Genomic DNA, 21,143 nt, shown 5'->3' on the forward strand with positions numbered 1-21,143 from the left:
GTTAATATTTAATTGATACGACTGTTTTTAATTGCATGCATACCTTTTTCCGCTACAGTTTTGATTCCATGGGCGATTATTTTAGCAGTGGAAATCCCCATAAGTTTTACATAATTTTTAATCATTCTAATATCGTTTTTAACGATATCTATTGTCAGATTACACTCTGACAGCAGCCCTGCAAACTTATCTTCTTTATATGAACTGATGACTTTATACAAAACCGTTAGAATCACCAATATATCATCCAACTGCCCAATCACAGGAACCACCCCGGGAATAAGATCAATAGGAGATATGGCATAGCCTATCGCTCCATATAGCATGATTCTATGCCCTCTCTTTAATCCGGCACTCCTGAATACTTTATATAGCAGCTTGGTGTATTGTGGTAATCTCTTGATAATTTCAATCATATCATCAGAAAACTTTTCCATGTTATTCTCCTAAATTTTATATCAATAATTTATTATGAGTATAGACTATATATAAAAACTTTATAGCTATTATTAACCAATATAATAATTCTTGTTTTAATATATCTGTTTTATTATCGTAGGGGTGGACGACCCTGTCCACCCGCTGGACTATTACTGTATCTGCGGGCGGACAGAGTCGTCCGCCCCTACGGAATCTTAACTGTTAGCGTGATATATAGGAGGTTGTGAAAAAGTGCTTAATCGTTCGGAAATCTGACACGGGCGGGGCCCAGGGCCGCAGTTCGGCCAAAAACCAGGCCTGACAGCAGACCAGGGCCCCGCCCATGTCCGATTTCCTCTTCGTGCTGAATCAGACTTTTTCACAGTTTCCTATAACTTAGAATGCTATATGCTTAGCATTGCCTATTTACTATCTTTTTTCATCTTACTTTCAAGAATCTTTTTTGCATTTTCAACCTGCTCTGCTCCCGGAGATTCTACTCCATGTAAAATATATTTTTCGCCTAAGTTGTCCCATTTATACTCTCCCATTGAATGATATGGAAGCACATCGATTTTTTCTACGTGATTAAGCTGTCCAATGAAGTCCGCTGCTGCCGTCAGGTCATCCTGCCCGTCGGTATACCCCGGGACCAATACATATCTGATCCAAATAGGTATTCCTTTATCAGAAACGTGGCGGGCAAACGTCTGTATCTTACTATTGCTTACACCGGTAATCACTTTATGCTTCTCATTAATGGCCTGCTTGATATCTAAAAGTATCAAATCGGTATAGCTTAAAAGCTCTTCTACTTTATCGATATCCACAAACCCGGAAGTATCCAGCGCCGTATGTACGCCGATCTCTTTACACCGTTTAAACAGCTCGGTCACGAACTTAGCTTGAAGTGTCGGTTCTCCCCCGGTGACCGTAATCCCACCACCTGAAAACTTGATAAACTCCATATAACCTTGCAGCTCTTCAAGAATTTGGTCAACAGTGACCTCTTTTCCGCCCTTTGCATCCCATGTATCTCTGTTATGGCAGTAGATACATCTTAAAGGACAGCCTTGCATAAATACAATAAACCTGATCCCCGGACCGTCTACGGTACCAAAGGTTTCCACCGAATGAATTCTGCCTTTTATTTGTTCAGTCATATAAATCACCTCTTTTTAGTGGGGAGTGGATAGTGAGGAGTGGGGAGCACATCCTAGTTCTAAAAACCTTCTATCTCACTCCGAATTAATTATTAATAATAAGTTATGCCTTAATCATCTTTATATAATTTGATAATAGTATTATAATTGTCCCTACTTTTTAATTATAAATACTCCCCACTATCCACTCCTCACTCCCCACTTTATTAAATCTTCTGATGGAATGTTCTATTAATCACATCCAACTGCTGTTCCTTTGTAAGCTTTATAAAATTCACTGCATAACCTGATACCCTAATGGTAAGCTGAGGATACTTTTCAGGATGTTCCATCGCATCCAACAGCATTTCCCTTTCAAATACATTTACATTGATGTGATGTCCGCCTTTGCTGAAATATCCGTCTAATAACGCTTTCAGGTTATTAATCCTTTCTTCTTTATCCTTGCCCAATGCCTTTGGAATAATGGAGAAAGTATAGGAAATACCGTCTTGCGCATATTCATATGGAAGCTTCGCAACAGAGCTCAATACTGCCAACGCACCTTTAATATCTCTGCCATGCATTGGATTGGCACCCGGCGCAAGCGGTTCCCCGGATTTCCTTCCATCCGGCGTGTTTCCTGTCTTTTTTCCATATACCACATTGGACGTAATGGTCAGAATGGATAGGGTAGGCATAGAGTCCCTATACGTCCGCTGCTTTCTCAATTTATTCATAAACATTTTGACTACATATGTTGCAATACTATCCACACGTTCATCATTATTGCCAAATTTAGGGTAGTCTCCTTCAACTTCATAGTCTACCACAATTCCTTCATGATTTCTAATAGTTTTTACTTTTGCATGTTTCATTGCGCTTAATGAATCAACAACTACCGATAGACCGGCAATCCCGCAAGCCATGGTTCTTAGTATTTCTCTATCATGAAGCGCCATTTGAATTCTTTCATAGGCATACTTGTCATGCATGTAATGAATCAAATTCAGCGTATTCATATATAATCTTGCCAGCCAATCCAAAGTAGTATCAAACCGTTCCATCACTTCATCATAATCAAGATATTCCGACTTTATTCCATAGAACTTCGGTCCTACCTGAATGCCTGTCATCTCATCTCTTCCGCCATTGATCGCATATAATAGCGCTTTTGCGAGATTACACCTTGCACCGAAGAACTGCATTTGTTTCCCTAATCTCATGGCCGAAACACAGCATGCAATTCCATAGTCATCTCCGTAATGGTGTCGCATAATATCGTCACTCTCATATTGAATGGAACTGGTATCAATAGAAACCTTTGTACAGAACTTCTTAAAATTTTCCGGCAAATTTACAGACCATAAGACAGTCATATTGGGTTCCGGTGCCGGCCCTATATTATATAAAGTATTTAAAAATCTGAAGGATGTCTTTGTAACCAACGGTTTGCCATCAAGACTCATCCCTCCGATACATTCGGTAACCCAAGTTGGATCTCCACTGAACAGCTTGTCATATTCGGGCGTACGTAAAAATCTCACAATTCTTAGTTTGATGACAAATTGGTCGATTAATTCTTGTGCTTCTTCCTCTGTCAGCCTTTCATCTCTAATATCTTTTTCAATATAAATATCCAGAAAAGCTGATACTCTCCCTAAGCTCATTGCCGCACCATTTTGCTCCTTCACCGCCGCAAGATACGCGAAATACAGCCACTGTACCGCTTCTTTCGCGTTAGATGCGGGCCTGGAAATATCAAAACCGTAATAGCTTGCCATTTCCTTTAATTCGTTCAATGCTTTGATTTGTTCAGTGACTTCTTCCCTTTCTCGCGTTGCCTTTTCATCAAAGAAATCATATTCCATCATGGTTTTTTCTTCTTCTTTTTCCTTGATTAGAAAATTTACACCATATAACGGTACTCTGCGATAATCCCCAATAATTCTTCCCCGGCCGTATGCATCGGGCAGACCCGTGATAATACCTGCTTTCTTAGCTCTTCTCATTTCAGGAGTATACACATCATACACCCCCGCATTATGCGTCTTTCTAAACTTTGTGAAAATCTCAACCGCATCAGGGTCTATCTCTCCCCCAAACGCTTCAACACCCTTTTGCACCATTCTCATCCCACCGAATGGCATAATGGCGCGTTTTAAAGGCTCATCGGTTTGCAGCCCGACTACTACCTCGTTTTCTTTATCAATATAACCCGCATTGTGAGCGGAAATGGTAGATATGGTATGTACATCTACTGCTAAAGTACCGCCTTTCTTCCTTTCCTCTTCCAACAATTGAGTGATCTTATCCCATATCTTCTTGGTTCGTTCACTCGGCCCCACAAGAAAGCTGTCATCTCCTTCATATGGGGTAATATTCTTTATAATAAAATTCCGAACATCGATTTCAGAATTCCAATTTCCGGTTTTAAATCCTTCCCACTGATGCATAACACTCCACTCCTATTCCTTGATCTTAATAATATATATACCCATTTTCCCAAAAAACAAATCTATATTAAATGCATTAAAGATTTTACATGGAATATATTGCTTAGTGAGGAGAGCATAAAAACTCCCCACTCCCCACTAAATGATTGCTAAGTAATTGTCTTTTTATACTAGCATTCCCATCTATTTTTTGGTAAAATAAAGTTTGCATTTGTATTTATTTGTTGAATGATAGCAGCGGATGGGAGGACTAAAGATGAAACAGCAAATGAAAAATTATATCCATCGCCTTTTACAACATTTTTTGTATGACATATTAAGACCATATATTGTTCGCTTTGTCAGACATTTTATTAAACACCACTTGGCCTATCTTATCATTTTTATTGCCGTTTCATCTAGCTTGATTGTTTTATCCCCAGGTAAAACCAGCTTAGAAAATATTTATCCGCCTGATACATCCCAAACGCCGGACAACCCGATTATTGACCGGACATCGTTGACCAACTTTGGGCAGGATATAATGAATGGAAGAACCATATTACTGGTAACCGATAATCCGTATTGGGATAAAGTCATGATTAAAGGCTCTATCCCTGCTGATTTTAAAATACAGAGCCAAAGCAGCCCATATATTATCGAACTGCCTGAAAACTTTATTGAAAAAATCAATAATGAAGAGGTTAACAGCGTATTTTCAAAATCAATTGAAGGAATGAGTGTTCAATCCATATATGATGCACAGTATATTTATATTAACTGCCAAAAAAATTATCCTTTACGCATATATGTCGACACTGTTGATACGAATATTCTTCATATTGATATCGCAAAAACTGAAAATCCTTATCACTCATTGGTTGTGATAGACCCGGGACACGGCGGCAGTGACCCTGGTGCCATCAACGGAGATGTATGTGAGAAAGATATTGTACTGGATATCGCATTAAGGATGGAGCATAAATTAAAAGATTTGGGTGTGAATACTGTCTATACCCGCAGTACGGATAAGGAGCTGTATCACCGTTGGATTACCGACTATACTAACTTTTTAAAGCCGGATGCTTTTGTTTCCATTCATAATAATAGCTATGAAGAACCGGGGCCTAACGGAATTGCAACATATTATTATACTACAGGAGATTATCAGAAGAAAGAAAGAATCAGCCTCGCCCAAACACTGCAGGACAGCCTGATAAAGGAATTTCCTAAATGGACGGATATGGGCATTGAAAAAAGAGATTATTGGGTTGTGAGAAAAAGTGACCATCCCGGTGCCCTTATTGAGTTTGGATATATTTCCAACCCCAATGACCTTGCAAATCTTATAAAGCCTGAAATACGGGAAAGAGCGTCTAATGCCATTGCTGCAGGTATTAACAGCTTTTTAAAAAAATAATGATATGAGGTATAAATAATGAATGACGATATTTCTATAAAAAAAATGATTGTTCATATTCTGGATAACAATTTGCAAATGCCGGTTTTATCAATGAGAGAACATCCTGAAGACAATGAAACAAATGAATTTATTAAAAAACATATTGGAAAATTATTCAAAGATGACCATCTAAAAGATGCACAATTTATTTCTATAGATAATAAAGTTGAAAATTTATGTCAGGAACTGGCCAACGCGCAAGATCAGTTCATCCGGATAACCTCTGAAATCGGAAGTATTCTATTTGATATCATGATCAAACACGTGGATATTCCTTCTGCAGATTTGATATGCTGCCTATTCAAGGCAGGGAACACTACATATTTGGCAATCCTAAAGTTCAACTATAAGCATTCATTTATTCATTATATACAATCAGATGAATCGGGTACTATCAACTCCATCATCAAACAAAAGACAACCTTACCCGGAGAGAACCAAAAAGTAGAAGAATATGCATTGGTCAATTTAAATGATTTCAGTATTAAACTTGTGGAAAAGAAATATGAAATCAATGGGGAAAAGACTTTTTACTTTTCCGACCTTTTCTTAAAGTGCACAACTAAAATTTCTACCGCGGAAAAGGTAAAATTATTTACCAAGGCGACCGAAAAATTTCAAAAGCAGTATTTCGAAGAAGACTATACCAAACCTGTTGAAATACGAAAAGCAGTTGCCGACAGCATCGAAGAAAAGGAAGTCATAGATGTAATGAACGTGGCAGATAATGTCTTCAGGCAAAACCCGGAACTAAAGCAGGAATACCTGGAAGAGATCCGAAAAACCGGATTAAAAGATACAATGATTGAAGTCAGTGAAAAAATAGCGGAGAAAACATTTAAAAGGCAAAAGATAAAAACCGATACAGGTATTGAAATCAATTTACCTGTTGAATACTACGGCAACAAAGATAGGATTGAGTTTATTAATAATCCTGACGGCACTATTTCTATTGTTATTAAAAATATTGGGAAAATAAGCGATAAATAGACCTACCGGTGACTATAGATAATTAAATTAAAACTTGTAATTTGCCTGGTTATATATCATGTGAACTTTCGTAGGGGCGGACGACTCTGTCCGCCCGTTGATAACGCAATAATATATTCTGCTATATACACCCTTCATCTGAAAAACTCTCAGTTAGCATATCCACATACATTTCATCTTTAACCATTTCATAATATCTGATAATATTGAAATATATAAAACCTATCAATATCGCAAACATAAAAATCCCCAGCCATACCGGATTTATTCCAAAAAAGATATATGTAAGGCATGCTCCCATCAAACAAAAACATGTCTGTGCTACGAGTATATTATCTTCCAGACAATAGTCGACATATTTTTCTTTATTCGTCCTGCAGCGAAGTTTCCCTTGATTCCGGTAAAAAATATCTTGTTTTGTCTTCTTCATCGCAATATTATCTATGCATGACTTTAACGGTACCATCAGCAAAGCGCCTGCTAATCCAAATACAAAAGACATAGCCGCCACGAGCAATATCATGCTGGAGGCAAACTTAAATAGTATTCCAGGTATTGATGTCAAAGCTGCTATAATAATTAAGAACAATAATAAATTCATCTTCCCCCTCCTATACCCTGCATATATATTTTATTCCAATTTATCTTCCTCGTCTACTTATTCCATATAAATTTTTTTAATTTCCGTGGAACTTTTAAGCAAATCGCGAGTCTAACCAAATAAAAACAAAAAATAATGAAGAGGTGATCTAAGTGAAAAAGAAAATCGCACTACTTATGACAATTATCATGCTAACAGCATGCCTGCTGCCATCCTTAAGTTTGGCTGCCGATGACCAAGGACTGGAGAAAGCTATTAAAACAACAAAAGAAAAATTCACCATCCCAAGTACCCTGACAGAATTCAACTATACCTCATTTACTGAAAACAATAAACAAACCTGGCAGCTCACCTGGAATAGCAAGGACGGTTTAGATGGGAATATGCATGTGAGAATCGATAATGACGGCAACATTCTTAGCTATAATTACTATAAGCCTTATCAGTATGACCAAAGGAAGCTCCCAAAGATAAGCAAACAAGAAGCAAAGACAAAAGCAGAGCAATTCATCAAATATATACACCCTGAAATCGCTTCTCAACTGAAATATATGGAGAATATCGATAATACATTGATGCAGCCTACATATTATTTTAATTATGTAAGGTTGGTTAACGGCATTCCCGTGCCCAATGATAATGTATTTGTTGAAGTAAACACAGAGACCGGTGAAGTTCAAAGTTTTTATTACAACTGGACCAAGGACCGTGTTTTCCCGGATGCAAATAAGGCAATTACGCTGAAAGATGCGCAGGAAGCTTACAAGAAAAATCTGGGTTTAAGATTGATTTATAACTACACATATGATAACGACCAACTGAAAACCTATGCCGTATATACGGCAAAATATCCGTACGGTTATGATATAGACGCACTGACCGGCAATAAGTTAGAAACCTCTGCTCCTTATTATTTGTATGGTGATGGAGGCGGAATGGGATACCGCGAACAAGCTAAAGCGGAAGAACCGGTACTTACCCCGGAAGAAATGAATGCGGTTGAAGAAGCATCTTCTCTGATGAGTCAGGCCAAAGCAGAAAAAATCGCAAGAGATTTTAAGACATTGGAACTTACAGATGAATTTAAGCTCATGAATGCCAATTTATCCCGCCATTGGCCCGTAAAACAGGATTTTATCTGGCAGCTTTATTTTGAAAAAGCATCTAGCGATAAGGCGAACGATTATCAGTATGTTAGTGTAACCATTAACGCAAAAACCGGAGAGATTAAAGCATTCTACCAAAATGGCCCGTATAAAGGTGAAGAAGAAGGCGTTTATGACCAAGACGCTGCAAAAGAAGCTGTAGAAAAATTTATTAAGCAAATACAGCCGGAAAAATTCGGCCAAACGGAATTTGATGATACTTACACAGGTGATGTAATCATCTATGCGTCCAGTACAAAACCAACCCAATATAACTTTAGATATCTGCGGAAAGTAAATGATGTCTTGTTCCCGAGCAATTACATCCAAGTGGGATATGATGCTGTAAATGGAAAAGTCACCAATTACCAACTGGAATGGTATGATATCACATTTGCACCGGTAGATAACATCATCACACTGGACCAGGTTTATGAAAAAATGTTTAATGAAATCGGTCTTGAACTTCAGTATAAACTGGTACACAACAAAGACAGCGCAAAAATAATCCGTCCTGAATATGGTACCGAAAATATAGAAATTAAATTGGTATATACCGTAAAAAATGACAAACCGTTATTATTTGACGCAAACACCGGAAACATCTTAAACTATGACGGAAAACCTTATAAGGATAATAAAACCTCAGGATATACCGATATCTCCGGACATTTTGCGGAATCTGCTATTAAAGCACTGGCTGAATACGGTATCGTCTTAAAAGGTACAGAGTTCAAACCTGATGAAAGTATTACCCAGAAGAACTTTTTCACTTTGCTGTCAAAGACATTGAATTATTATGGATATGATCCTGCTTCAAGTGAAGATAACAAAGAAATTGATGAATTATACAAATATTTGATAAGGGAAGGAATCGTAAAAGAAAACGAAAAGGCACCTGATGCAGATGTAACCCGGGAAGACAGCGTTAAATTCATTATCAGAGCTTTAAAATACGATAAAGTCGCAGATATAAAAGGGATTTTTAATTGTACTTTTAAAGATATAGAAAAAATAAATCCCGACTTAATCGGTTACGTCACCATCGCCCAAGGTTTGAAGATCATCAGCGGAAACGACGGCTATTTCAATCCTCAGAATAAGCTTACCCGTGCCGAAACTGCCATCATCATCTATAATTATTTAAAAAGATAGAGTATACAAAAGAGAGTCCCCGGACTCTCTTTTTATATGCATATGAATACCCCTGCTTCTTCCGGGTGTATGATATGATCAGAAATTCGCGTTTTCAGTCCTACCAGACGATAATTTATACTTCTCAAAAAGCTGCTTGATACGTGGGATATTAAACTTATCCGGTTTGAGATTTTTTGGGTAGTCATCGGTTAGCTGTCCACCAGATGCTACGTGAAGCAAGCTCCATAATCTTATGTCCGTCTGGTTGATAATACTTTTTTCAAACAACTCATAGGAAGACACTCCGCAGGTACCACCGTCCACTGCAGTGGTAACCCCACAAGGAAATGAGGCCACATCTGCATTGACACCATTATCCGACCCACGATTAAAATAATGCACATGATAATCAATAAACCCCGGAGTTACATAACACCCCTGCGCATGAATCACTTTATAATCTATCTGAGTATTCTGCTCCGCAATCCTGCCATTTTCTATAAAAACAGTTCCATCGTACCATTTCTGAAGCATTGGATCATAAATCATTCCGCCTTTAAACAACTGAGTGAAGCCGGTAAATATATCATTGAGTTAGCATCCGAATACGCTCAGAATCTGAAACATCCATGGGAACGCCCTTGATAAGGGAATAATTTTCTACATTATCATTCTCGGTTAAAACATCTATATATCCTTTAAGTCTATCATTGCTGGCTGAGGAATTAGCGGCGCATTAACTGCTCTTTATGCTAACTCATAAACTGTACAAGACGCAAAATATCCTCCCTTGCTAAACCGGGAGGATATTTTTTTAGTTATCACACTCTCTGCTACTCTTTATAGCTTAGATTTTTTCTTGATATAACTTTGCCGGAATGCTATAATATTATATTGAAAACTTATAATGTATTGATTCATTATTATACAATGAGGTATAAAATCAGGAAGGATTGAATATGAATACAGATGCTTTTGTGCCCGCTCAACCACTATTGAATAATTTAGATAGATCTCATATACACGAGAATGCCTTGTTGCTTAGACGGAGACTTAAGTTATCTCAAAGTGAATTTATCAGTAAGTATTTAACAGACGAAGAAAACATACCACTGATAAGTGTATCTAAACTTTCCAATTTTGAAAAAAGAGATAGCCATGACAGCGAGAATCTCGCTAGAATTATTGCAGAAAAGTTGTCAGTAGATCCAAAGTTATTTCAGCTGGAACCTGATGATTTTGCGAAAAATTTGGACATGCTTATAGAGTCGCAGCGTGATGCCCATGGTAACCAATTAACTAATATTGCTCAACTTGTGAAGAAAACAAGCAGTGTAGAAATCCTGGTAAATGTCATTAGCGATTACCTTGTAGACAGCATTATTTCGGGTGAATTGAAACCGGGAGATAAACTTCCTTCAGACCGCAATCTTTCTACTATGTTTAATGTAGGACGAAGCTCCATCCGCGAAGCGTTAAAAGTATTAAGTGCACTTGGACTTATTACAATTCTTCCGGGACAAGGTACTTTTATTGCTTCGGATAGCACCCAATTCTTTCTTACGCCTTTATCATGGACTTTTCTGATTGGGGAGAAGAATGCAGAACATGTCATCAGTGTTCGAAATGTCCTGGAAGTTGAATCTACTCGTCTTGCTGCACAGCATGCAACCATTGAAGATTTAAACACTTTAAGTAGGATTTTTGAAAAATCTGCAAATGCATATACAGAAAGGAATTTACAGATTTTTCTTGATTTGGATTTGGATTTTCATTTAGCCGTTGCCCAATGTTCTCATAATCCGATTCTTTACAATTTACTGCTAACTGCCCGCAAGCTTATTAAGCATATCAGCAAAAGCGGTATGGTGAATCTGGATCATTTAGTGTCCATTTATCAGGAACATTCGGATATTTATATAGCTATTATGGACCGCGATCCTGCACAAGCGGTTACAGCTATGAATACCCATTTGGAAAATGCTCATAAACGGTATCAATTGGGCGGCAATTAAGAAGTTTTTCATGTATCGTTTTTTCACATTTCACATTGAGTTATATAAAAATTTAAGGGAGTTCGGCAAACTATCGTTTCCTGAACTCCCTTGCGTATTATAATCGGATTCTTATAAATTCACATCTCTATTGCAATCCTTTGAATAAATGTATGTGAAATTCGTTCTTCCTACCCCATAAGCTGCTTGAGGGACATAAGGACCAAACCACATAAAGTCATCCTTTTTAATCATAGACCAATTGTCATCTAAAAGATAACATCCTTCCCCTTCAAGAATATATGCACCATGCTCTTGCACATGGGTCTCAACAAACGGATGACATCCACCGGGTGCAAAAGATAAGATATGCATATTCATATCGAAATTGATATCCACCGGAAGCAAATCTTTAATAAATACATTTTCCATATCTTCATATATTCTGTATTCTATTTCATTTACATTTCCATAGTAAGTATATGGCTGCAGTCCCTCGCATGGAATATAGATTTGTTTGTACAGCAAAGCCTTCATCGGTCTATCACCGGTATTTTTGAATTCAAGCCCAACTCCTGCCGGCGCGTATATATATGCACCATCACATGCTTTATACTCTTTTCCCGAAACTGTAAAAATCCCATCACCTTCCATGCAGTAAATAAAAGATTCTACATTAGACTGATTTCCAAAAACCTTTGTAGTTCCGCCATTTTTTTCTGCTGTGATAACATATTGAACAAAACTTGCTCCCATTTTCGGAGAAGCTACAATACTAATCCTGCACCCTTCTATTCCAGGTACAACATTGTTGACCAGCCCTGTTGGCGGTATCACTGCATACTTGCCGGGCTTTACAACTGCTCTTGTTGATAATACATCTTTTGGATAAGCCATTATAATTCACCCCATCTATAAATAATTCTTTATTGCTTATTATATAAGATCACTGCCACATACTCCAAATCACAGTCTCCTATATTCTTTATCGAATGCCAATCCCCATCTTTGCACATAGTCATATCTCCCGGTTCTAAAACCTGCTCATTTCCGTTATCATTTACAAGGGCCTTCCCCTTTAAAATATAATATGTTTCAAAATCGCCTACATGTTGATGTTTCCCGATAGAACCACCTACAGGAATAATGCTTATACCGAATAATCTTCCTGTCCCGTAGTTGTCTTGGTCTTCAACGATGTTAATAATCCTTACTGTACCTTCCCCGCCTCTTAGGTTTGGTACATTTTCAAGTCTTAGCTCATTTGCCTTCTTGATCATTTCAAAATGCCCCCTTAAGTTTCAAACATAAAACACTAAACAAATTTTAATATGAATGACTTGATTTTATTGCATATCTATAATCAAGTCATAAGTAATAGCTACTGCTTTTGCTAGATCACTATATTCAGTCCACTCAACCGGGCAATGGCTCCTCCCGTCCTTACTTGGCGCGAATACCATGACAGTATCTACAACCTGACCAATAGGCAGTGCATCATGTCCGGCTCCGCTTAAGATTCTTTGGTAAGAATACCCTCTTGCTTCACAATTCTTCGCAAGCTTACTAAGCATTTCTTCATTTAAGTGAACAGGAGAGATTTTTAATTTTTCATTCATCTCATAGGTTGCGCCGCATTTTTCACATTCTGTTTTTAACGCAGCTTTTATCTTACTTACAATATCACGAATATTCTCTTCGTGCTTTGAACGCACGTCTATGCTGAATTCCACCTTTTCTGCTACAATATTCATTGCACTTGGGCAAACCCTCATAAAACCTGTTGTAGCAACTGTACCATCATTCTTTTCTCTTGCCCAGTCAGCTATTTTTGAAATAACCTTGGTTGAAACATCCACTGCATCAATTCTCATGTCCATCGGTGTGGTTCCTGCATGATCTGCTCTTCCATTTACTGTAACCATATACCGCTGCATCCCTACGATGCATTCTACCAAACCAAGTTCAATCTTCTTTGCATCAAGAACCGGTCCTTGCTCCGGATGGATTTCAATATATGCTTTTATTTTATCCATGTCCATTTTTGCCTTTTCCACACTTCCAGGCATAAGGCCATATTGCTTCATCGCCTCATAAATTGAAATTCCGTCTTTATCCTTATATTTGTGCAAATACTCAAGATCTAATTGACCTAATATACCTTTTGACCCAAAGAAACCTGTTCCAAAACGCATACCTTCTTCATCGCAAAAACCAATCACAGTGAAATTTCTTTTTAGTTTTACACCTGTATCTCTTATGAGTCTGGCAATTTCTATTCCACAAACCACACCGGCTATTCCATCGAAGTTTCCACCATTTACAACCGAGTCATAGTGGGACCCCATCACAATTGCAGGTGCACCTTTATCTTCTCCTTGTAATGTACCGATTACGTTTCCGGCTTCATCATTATGAACGGTAAGACCTGCCTCCTGCATAATTTTTGATAAATACTTAACACAATCTCTAGCTTCCTTCGTAAATGGAAGTCTTGTGGTGCCATTACCTTTTGTAGCATTAAATTCACTAAGACTTTCTAAATCTTTTTTTAATCCTTTTGTAATAGTTTCTATATTAATAGTAATGAACCCCCTTGGTTAGTTTACTTGTATAGCATAACTTTAATAAATGCTTATTTCTATCTTAAGCTGTGCAATCTATCTCCCCATATGCCAATGCGTGCTATTGTTTTCTCACATTGGCATATGAGGGTTTTTCATTTTTCCTCCATTATTAGTCAGAGTAGCCTTAATGAAAAAATCAACATAACTGGTCAACCTCTTTTTATATTATTATATATTATTCATTTCATATTTCAATCTACCAATTGAACAAATTAGCATTATTATTTTGTGCAATATTACTCTTTATTTTCAGAAGTTGATTCATACTTTATACAAGCGTTTATTCAAAAATTGTTCCTTTTCTGAATTTTGCACAAACGTTAAGCTTCATCATCAAAATATAGTATATCAAGCCTGTCGGAATCAAGCTGGCAAACCATGAAACCTTAACAAAAAACAGGGAAACGATTGATCCTACAATTATAGCAATTATACCTGCCCAGTTAATACCTTTGAACGCACCTTCTACATCATAATAATCATTCAAGTCTAGCGTTCTTTTCCTGATAAAGAAGTAATCAACCACTAAAACTGCAAATATAGGCCCTAAAAAAGCTGAATAGGTTTGAACAAATAATGATAACCCATCTGCCGATTCAGGTCTTACCAACAGCCAAGGGCAAGATAGCAACGACAGGATACCAACTAAAACCGCACTTTTCTTATATGAAATATGGAAAGTGTTCATCAATACATATACAGGTGGAACAATATTATTTAATACATTTGTTGTTACTTGTGCAAACGCAATAAACGCCAATGTAACTAATGTTAGAAACTTATTGTCAAGCGTCGTTGAAAACACCTGCACAGGGTCGTTATTACCGGTTGCACCGGAAACCATCAAGCCTATCAATCCCATAAATAATGTCGGTGGAACAATGGACAGCCAGTATAAACTACCGGTGGTAGTTGCACGCGTTCCATGCTTTAATTCTCTTGCATAGTCGGATGCGTTAATAATCATAGTAGTATAAATACCTAAAAATGCTGTTGTACCGGCCCAGAAAGGCAAGCCCCATGTACCTTTAATATTTGTAATTGTATCAGCTACTTCCGCACCATATTTTGTATATACTACATAGAACATGTATGCTAATGTTGCTAGTATGAATACCATACTGATATTTTCAAGCCACTTGATACCGTGGAACCCATTGATTGCAAGTGCAACCTGAAGAGCCGTAAACAAGACGAAAACGATTGGCAGGTTGTCAAAACCAAATAAGGTTTTAAAACATGCATTCAGCGCACCTGCTCCTACCCAGCTCTGGAATCCGAACCATATAATAGCGGGAACACCTCTTAAAATCCCCGGAAGTTTTACTCCGCTAATACCAAATGAACTTCTTGCTTGAACGGTAAATGGAATACCGTACTTATGACCCGCACATCCTGCAAGAACCAACGCAAGCGCGATAACTGAGCAGCCGATTGCCATAGCAATGATTGCCTGTGTTAAATTCAATACTCCTATTAAACTTGCTCCCATGGAAAATGTACCAATAGACACACAGCCTCCCATAAATGCTGCCAGATAAGAGATTTTACCCATTATTCTTTCTTTTGTAGGCAGCAATTCAGGTTTTGTAGATGAACTCAGCCCTTCATCTATTTTTGTGTTTTGAAGCTCAACAGCACTACTCATAATATTTCCCCCTCATTAATCTAAGTGACTATTTAATTTTCTTTACTAACTCGCCAAATCCTTTTTGTCCTACCAATTTGCCATCTTGTGCCACTACCTGCCCTCTTACCACCGTACATACCGGTAACCCTACACCTTTTAACCCTACAAATCCGGATATTTTATTGACATAATAAAGAGATTCGGGTGTGATTTCCCATTCCTTTTTAGCATCTAGTATGACAAGGTCTGCATCAAATCCAACTTCAATCGCACCCTTCTTACCATAAATGCCAAATGTTTTTGCAGGTCCTTCACTTAATGCTTTTGCAAGAATCGTCGGACTGTAACCGCGCTTTACAACACCCTCGCTAAATACCACCTGCATCACATTCTGTATTCCACTCATTCCACCCCAGGCACCAAATATACCATGTTTTTCTTCACTCTTTTCACTTAACTCGCAGGGAGAGTGATCCGAACCCACACAGCTTAGCGTACCGTCATTCACATATTTCCATAACTCTTCAACGGCAGAAGCTTCTCTTAACGGTGGTGCACATTTAAAAAGACTTCCGTTTTTCACAACATCTTCATCGGTAAAGGTGAGGTAATGTCCGCAGGTTTCTCCTGTCACATCCACTCCTTCTAATTGTGCCTTTCTGATCAATTCGGCAACCTTTGGGTGGCTTACATGACATATATGGACTTTGGCTTCAAGTTCTCTTGCAAGTTCTATGATGCTTTGAGTAGCAACTAATTCTGCAATTAACGGTCTGGAGTTTAAGAAATCTCTCCAATCGTTTTTCTCTTTCTTCTTCGCTCTTCCTTCTTCCCACTTAATAATTGAATAATCTTCACAGTGGAACCCTGCACGGGCATCGACACTCTTTAGAATTTCAATGGCTTCCCTTGCCTGCCCTATTGTTAATGAAACATAGTCCGGTGATACAGGGCCGATAAATGATTTGAAAGCAACACATCCCTTTGTATCCAGTTCCTTTAGAGCATCCAGATTGTAATCAACCAAGCCGCCCCAGAAACAATAATCTACATAAGCTTTAGGAGATACGTGTTCTTCTTTTTTATCAAATATCTTTGCATCCGTCAGCGCAGGTTCATTTTGAAGAGGCATATCGACAATTGTGGTAAAACCGCCGACGCCTGCGGCCGCTGTACCATGTTCATAGTCTTCTCTCCAGTTGTATCCCGGGTCGTTTAGGTGTGCATGGCTATCTATCGCACCTGGAAACACATAATTTCCTTTCGCATCTATCACTTCTTTTGCGGCTAATTCATGATCCGATTCTACTATTGCAGCAATCTTGCCGTCTTTCACACAAATGCTCGCATCATAAATTCTATCTACCGTTACAACCTTGCCGTTTTTAATTAATAAATCAAACAATTTTCACGCCCTCTTCCCTGAATATTTTTTGCAACTATTCCGTTTTGACATTTTATTGTACTAAATTAAATCTCTTTGTTTGATCTTCTGTAAGATATCAACCTTCAGCAATGTCCTGAACCGGAACATTTTCTTGACACAAACTTGTTCCTCTACAGAACGGTCTTGAAGACGGAAGGTTTTTCATAAGGATATAATAAGCGGCCATCGTAGGAATAAAACTTATGAAGAATGATAATCCTCTGTTAATAAAACCAAACGCTGCTCCTATAACAATTGCAGCAATAGCGGCGTAATTCACACCCTTGAACGGACCATCTTCATCATACAACTCATTAAGATCAACCTTTTGTTTTCTGATAATATAATAGTCGGTGAGTAATACTGCAAAAATAGGTCCAAAGAATACCGTATATGTTTGTATAAATACATCAAGACCTGCTGCCGAAGATTCCTTTACCAGCTCCCATGGAAATGTGCATACGGCAATAACGCTGACAAGCGTTGCGGCTGTTTTATGCTTCAGCTTGAACGCATCCATAAGGGCATAAACTGGGGGTATTACGTTACTTAACAAATTTGTGGTCATTTGAGCAAAGATAATAAACAACAACGTGGATACAACTAGAATTTTATTATCTACCGCACTGGAAAAAGCAACAATCGGATTTGCTATTCCTGTAGCTGTTGTAATCATAAGACCGATAATTCCCATAAATACTGTCGCCGGAACCATCGCAAGGAAATATACCACTCCTCTTGTGGCATCACTATAACCAGGCTTCAATTCTCTAACATAGTCACCGGCGTTAAGCATAACAGTGATATTTACACCGAAGAATGAAATAATAGCAGTCCAGAATGGAAGTCCCCAAGTACCTTGTTTGTTAATAAGCTTTTCTGAAATAACATCTCCATAGGTGGTAAGACATACATAAAACATATAGGTCAATGCCCCTACAATAAATATCGCACCAATATTCTCTATCCATTTTACACCCTTGAATCCTAGTAATGAAAGAAGCATTTGTGTAATTTGGAATGCAATAAAGAAAAATATAACGTTATCAAAGCCAAATAATGTTTTTGATACCTCATTTAATGCCGTACCTGCCAGCCAGCTTTGTACACCATACCAAACGATAGCCGGTGCTGCTCTTAACAATGAAGGAACAATGGTTCCTTTTGTACCAAATGCGCTTTTTAGTTGGACAACATAGGGTATCCCGGTTTTGTAGCTTAACCTGTCATTCAAAATAAGGCCCGCAATCAGAATCAATGACCCGATAAGCATTGCTAAACCTGCCTGCATCAAGCTTAGACCCGATTGAACTATACTTGAGCCAAGTGCAAAAGTCCCTATTGATATACAGCCTCCAAGCCATGCTGTCAGATAGGATGTCTTTCCTAGGATTCTTTTGTCTTCAGGAATAGGTAATAGTGTGTCCTCCACATGATTTGCTCCAGCAGAATTTTCGTTACTCATTTTTGTTTTCCTCCTTTAGATGTAATTTATTTCACTGGTTTGATGAATTCACCATAACCAAATTCATCCTTAAACATGCCGTCCTGTGCCACAACTTTTCCTCTTACAATGGTGTGAGTTGGGAAGCCTTTTCCTTTTACTCCTTCGAAAGCAGAAACCTTGTTCATTGTGAGTAACGTCTCTTTTGATATCTCCCAATCCTTATTAGGATCTAAAATAACAATATCCCCGTCAAATCCGATTTCAAAGGCACCCTTTCTGCCGTATAGATTAAATATTTTTGCCGGATTATAGTCTAATGTTTTTGCCAGCAAAGTGGGACTATATCCTCTTTGATGAACTGCCATATCAAACATCATCGGCAAAAGAAATTGGATTGAATTCAATCCTCCCCAAGCACTCCAAATAGTATTTTTAGTATTATCCTTCTCTTTTTCATCTGCCGGAGAATGATCGGAACCAATACAAGAAAGAGTACCATCCAATACATACTCCCATAGTTTTTCTACTGCGTCTTTTGTCCTCAGAGGCGGTGTACATTTTGCCGGAGCTCCTTTCTCATAAACCAATTCTTCGGTAAATCCAAGATAATGGGGACATGTTTCCGCTGTTACAGGCAGCCCTTCATGAATAGCCTCCTTGATAATCTGTGCAACTTCAGGGTGGCTTACATGACAAATATGTACCTTTCCTCCTGTAGCCCTTGCCATATCAAGCATGTTCTTAGTTGCGACATACTCCACAAGTACGCTATGGGCATCAAGGAAATCTTTTACCGTATTTCTGCCTTCGTCCTTAGCCTTCTTTTCCAACTCCTGTACCAGACCATACTCTTCACAGTGGAAACCGCATATCGTCCCATAGGGTTTTAATATTTCTAATGCTTCTTTAATATGTCCAAGATTTACAGCCGTAAAAGTACTGTCACCCATTGGACATACAAATGCTTTAAATGCTGCTACACCGCATTCATTTAATCCTACAAGATCTTTAAGATTATAATCGACTAATCCACCCCAAAGGCTGTAATCTACTACCGCTTTTTTGCTGATCAGACCATATTTCAAGTCAAAAACTTCCTTATTGGTAAGCGGAGGTTCATTGTTTAAAGGCATATCGATAAGCATGGTTGTTCCACCCACCGCGGCTGCCCTTGATCCTGTTGCAAAATCTTCTCTCCATGTAAAACCCGGCTCATTTAGATGCGCATGGCAGTCAATAATTCCAGGAAAAACAAAATTACCTTTCGCATCAATGACTTCTTTTGCTTCTGCTTTTTCACCGACAGTTAAAAAAGCGGCATATTTTCCATCCTTTATTGCTATATCCGCTTCAAATATCCTATCGTGTGTAACAAGCTTTCCGTTTGTAATGAGTAGATCATACATTTTAACCCCTTCTTTCTTTTGGAATAGACTCTAGTAGAATAGAATTTGGAATAAACGTTTAGACCAGATTTTTAAACAACCACATTGTTGTTATCATTATAATAGCACAATAAAGTGGTTGACCGCAATACCAATTTTCAAATTTCTCAATTTTTTTTGTGTACTTTGAACAGTAATTAACTTCAAAATAAAAATTGATTGTATAAATAAACAAAAAAAGACGTTCGGGAAATAATATTCCAAACGTCTTTTTAACCTCTAATAGTTAGCCTCTAAAAAGCTATTCCTCATAACCCAGCTTTTTAGAAGCTCTATAAGCGGTCTCCTTTAGATACTCAATATTTTTATCTGTTATGATATCATTCATTCTCGAAATCGGTCCTGTTATGCTTATCGCTGCAACAATTTTTCCAGAGAAGCCTCTTATGGGCACCGCTACACACTTCGCACCGATTTCACATTCTTCATCATCTATCGAATAACCTTGTATTCTCACTTTGTCCAGCTCATTCATAAGCTGCCTTTTTGTGATTATGGTGTTGTCAGTAAACTTGGTAAGTCCTTTTTGAAAAATCATTTTATCAATATAGGCTTCATCATGGTTTAAAAGTAAAAGCTTACCTACTCCTGTACAATGCATCGGTGCAACATTACCAATGCGTTGCATTGCCCTCAACATTTGATTTTGTCCTTGAATCACATCAATATAGACCATGCTCATATCCTGCTCTATTGCGAGACATACCGATTCATCAAAAACAGCTGCAACCGCTTGTGTAAATGGCTGCAGAATATCACGGATTTCTATATCCGAACTTACTCTATTTGCAATTGCGCAGATTTTATACGTTAAGTAGTATTTAAGTGTTTCACGATCCTGAGCAACATATCCGCAGCTTACCAGCGTCGCCAAAAACCGAACAACTGTACTTGAGTTCATACCCAGTTCCTTTGCAATATCCTGTATGCGCATAGGTTTTTGTTTTTCTGACAGCAACTCTATTATATTCAAAACTTTTTCAACAGATTGATTCTTTATAGATACTTTTTCTTTTACATCCTGCATTTTACATCACTTCCTAAAATGATATTTTATTTATTAAAATCATATCTCATATAAATTTCATCATATTATATCATTAGTTTTGTTTTTTTGCAATTAGACATATCTTTTTCCAGCTAAATATAAATATCAAAATGATAGCACAGTTAATTTACTTAGTATTAAATACAATTTTATACAAGATTGATACATAATATTTAAAAAACCTATTGCGAACT

At 37.8% G+C, this 21,143-nt stretch carries 17 protein-coding genes; 4 read left to right on the top strand and 13 right to left on the bottom strand.

Annotation, left to right across the window (positions count from 1 at the left end):
• Window positions 1-8 precede the first annotated feature (8 nt).
• From QKW49_RS07565 to pflB, 3 genes are all read right to left on the bottom strand, one after another.
• Complete coding sequence (locus QKW49_RS07565) at window positions 9-437, bottom strand: YkvA family protein (RefSeq protein WP_282866932.1); 429 nt, start codon at window positions 435-437, stop codon at window positions 9-11.
• A gap of 405 nt (window positions 438-842) precedes the next feature.
• A complete protein-coding gene (pflA, locus tag QKW49_RS07570; RefSeq protein ID WP_282866933.1) occupies window positions 843-1,583 on the bottom strand; it encodes a pyruvate formate-lyase-activating protein in 741 nt (246 codons plus the stop codon).
• Between the two features lie 206 nt (window positions 1,584-1,789).
• Entirely contained in the window at window positions 1,790-4,018 is a 2,229-nt protein-coding gene (pflB, locus tag QKW49_RS07575; RefSeq protein ID WP_282866934.1) for a formate C-acetyltransferase, read from the bottom strand.
• A gap of 256 nt (window positions 4,019-4,274) precedes the next feature.
• On the opposite strand from pflB, the gene QKW49_RS07580 reads away from it, so the two are divergent.
• On the top strand, window positions 4,275-5,417 hold the full coding sequence (locus QKW49_RS07580) for an N-acetylmuramoyl-L-alanine amidase (RefSeq protein WP_282866935.1): 1,143 nt from the start codon (window positions 4,275-4,277) through the stop codon (window positions 5,415-5,417).
• An 18-nt stretch (window positions 5,418-5,435) separates the two neighbouring features.
• A complete protein-coding gene (locus QKW49_RS07585) occupies window positions 5,436-6,449 on the top strand; it encodes a nucleoid-associated protein (RefSeq protein ID WP_282866936.1) in 1,014 nt (337 codons plus the stop codon).
• Between the two features lie 121 nt (window positions 6,450-6,570).
• On the opposite strand, the gene QKW49_RS07590 is transcribed toward QKW49_RS07585, so the two are convergent.
• Window positions 6,571-7,050 carry a hypothetical protein gene (locus QKW49_RS07590; RefSeq protein ID WP_282866937.1) on the bottom strand — a complete coding sequence of 160 codons (480 nt, stop codon included), beginning with the start codon at window positions 7,048-7,050 and terminating at the stop codon, window positions 6,571-6,573.
• A 152-nt stretch (window positions 7,051-7,202) separates the two neighbouring features.
• On the opposite strand from QKW49_RS07590, the gene QKW49_RS07595 reads away from it, so the two are divergent.
• Window positions 7,203-9,350: a YcdB/YcdC domain-containing protein gene (locus QKW49_RS07595; RefSeq protein WP_282866938.1), complete on the top strand. Its 2,148-nt coding sequence runs from the start codon at window positions 7,203-7,205 to the stop codon at window positions 9,348-9,350.
• Between the two features lie 78 nt (window positions 9,351-9,428).
• Here the strand turns inward: QKW49_RS07595 and QKW49_RS07600 are convergent, their stop codons facing one another.
• The gene (locus tag QKW49_RS07600; protein ID WP_282866940.1) at window positions 9,429-9,881 is read right to left on the bottom strand and encodes a hypothetical protein; all 453 of its coding nucleotides are present in this window, start codon (window positions 9,879-9,881) and stop codon (window positions 9,429-9,431) included.
• A gap of 410 nt (window positions 9,882-10,291) precedes the next feature.
• On the opposite strand from QKW49_RS07600, the gene QKW49_RS07605 reads away from it, so the two are divergent.
• On the top strand, window positions 10,292-11,347 hold the full coding sequence (locus QKW49_RS07605) for a FadR/GntR family transcriptional regulator (protein WP_282866942.1): 1,056 nt from the start codon (window positions 10,292-10,294) through the stop codon (window positions 11,345-11,347).
• Window positions 11,348-11,458: 111 nt separating this feature from the next.
• On the opposite strand, the gene allE is transcribed toward QKW49_RS07605, so the two are convergent.
• From allE to QKW49_RS07645, 8 genes are all read right to left on the bottom strand, one after another.
• Window positions 11,459-12,223 carry a (S)-ureidoglycine aminohydrolase gene (gene allE / locus QKW49_RS07610; RefSeq protein ID WP_282866943.1) on the bottom strand — a complete coding sequence of 255 codons (765 nt, stop codon included), beginning with the start codon at window positions 12,221-12,223 and terminating at the stop codon, window positions 11,459-11,461.
• Between the two features lie 29 nt (window positions 12,224-12,252).
• Window positions 12,253-12,606, bottom strand: coding sequence for a cupin domain-containing protein (locus QKW49_RS07615; RefSeq protein ID WP_282866944.1), 354 nt, complete (start codon window positions 12,604-12,606; stop codon window positions 12,253-12,255).
• A gap of 66 nt (window positions 12,607-12,672) precedes the next feature.
• Window positions 12,673-13,914 carry a Zn-dependent hydrolase gene (locus QKW49_RS07620; protein WP_349239126.1) on the bottom strand — a complete coding sequence of 414 codons (1,242 nt, stop codon included), beginning with the start codon at window positions 13,912-13,914 and terminating at the stop codon, window positions 12,673-12,675.
• A gap of 319 nt (window positions 13,915-14,233) precedes the next feature.
• A complete protein-coding gene (locus QKW49_RS07625; protein ID WP_282866945.1) occupies window positions 14,234-15,601 on the bottom strand; it encodes an NCS1 family transporter in 1,368 nt (455 codons plus the stop codon).
• A gap of 28 nt (window positions 15,602-15,629) precedes the next feature.
• Entirely contained in the window at window positions 15,630-16,988 is a 1,359-nt protein-coding gene (gene allB / locus QKW49_RS07630) for an allantoinase AllB (protein ID WP_282866946.1), read from the bottom strand.
• Window positions 16,989-17,085: 97 nt separating this feature from the next.
• On the bottom strand, window positions 17,086-18,474 hold the full coding sequence (locus QKW49_RS07635) for an NCS1 family transporter (protein WP_282866947.1): 1,389 nt from the start codon (window positions 18,472-18,474) through the stop codon (window positions 17,086-17,088).
• A gap of 26 nt (window positions 18,475-18,500) precedes the next feature.
• The gene (allB, locus tag QKW49_RS07640) at window positions 18,501-19,862 is read right to left on the bottom strand and encodes an allantoinase AllB (protein ID WP_282866948.1); all 1,362 of its coding nucleotides are present in this window, start codon (window positions 19,860-19,862) and stop codon (window positions 18,501-18,503) included.
• Between the two features lie 280 nt (window positions 19,863-20,142).
• Window positions 20,143-20,928: an IclR family transcriptional regulator gene (locus QKW49_RS07645; RefSeq protein WP_282866949.1), complete on the bottom strand. Its 786-nt coding sequence runs from the start codon at window positions 20,926-20,928 to the stop codon at window positions 20,143-20,145.
• Window positions 20,929-21,143: the final 215 nt, after the last annotated feature.

Origin of the sequence: Petroclostridium sp. X23, assembly GCF_030013905.1 — a bacterium.
GTDB lineage: Bacteria > Bacillota > Clostridia > SK-Y3 > SK-Y3 > X23.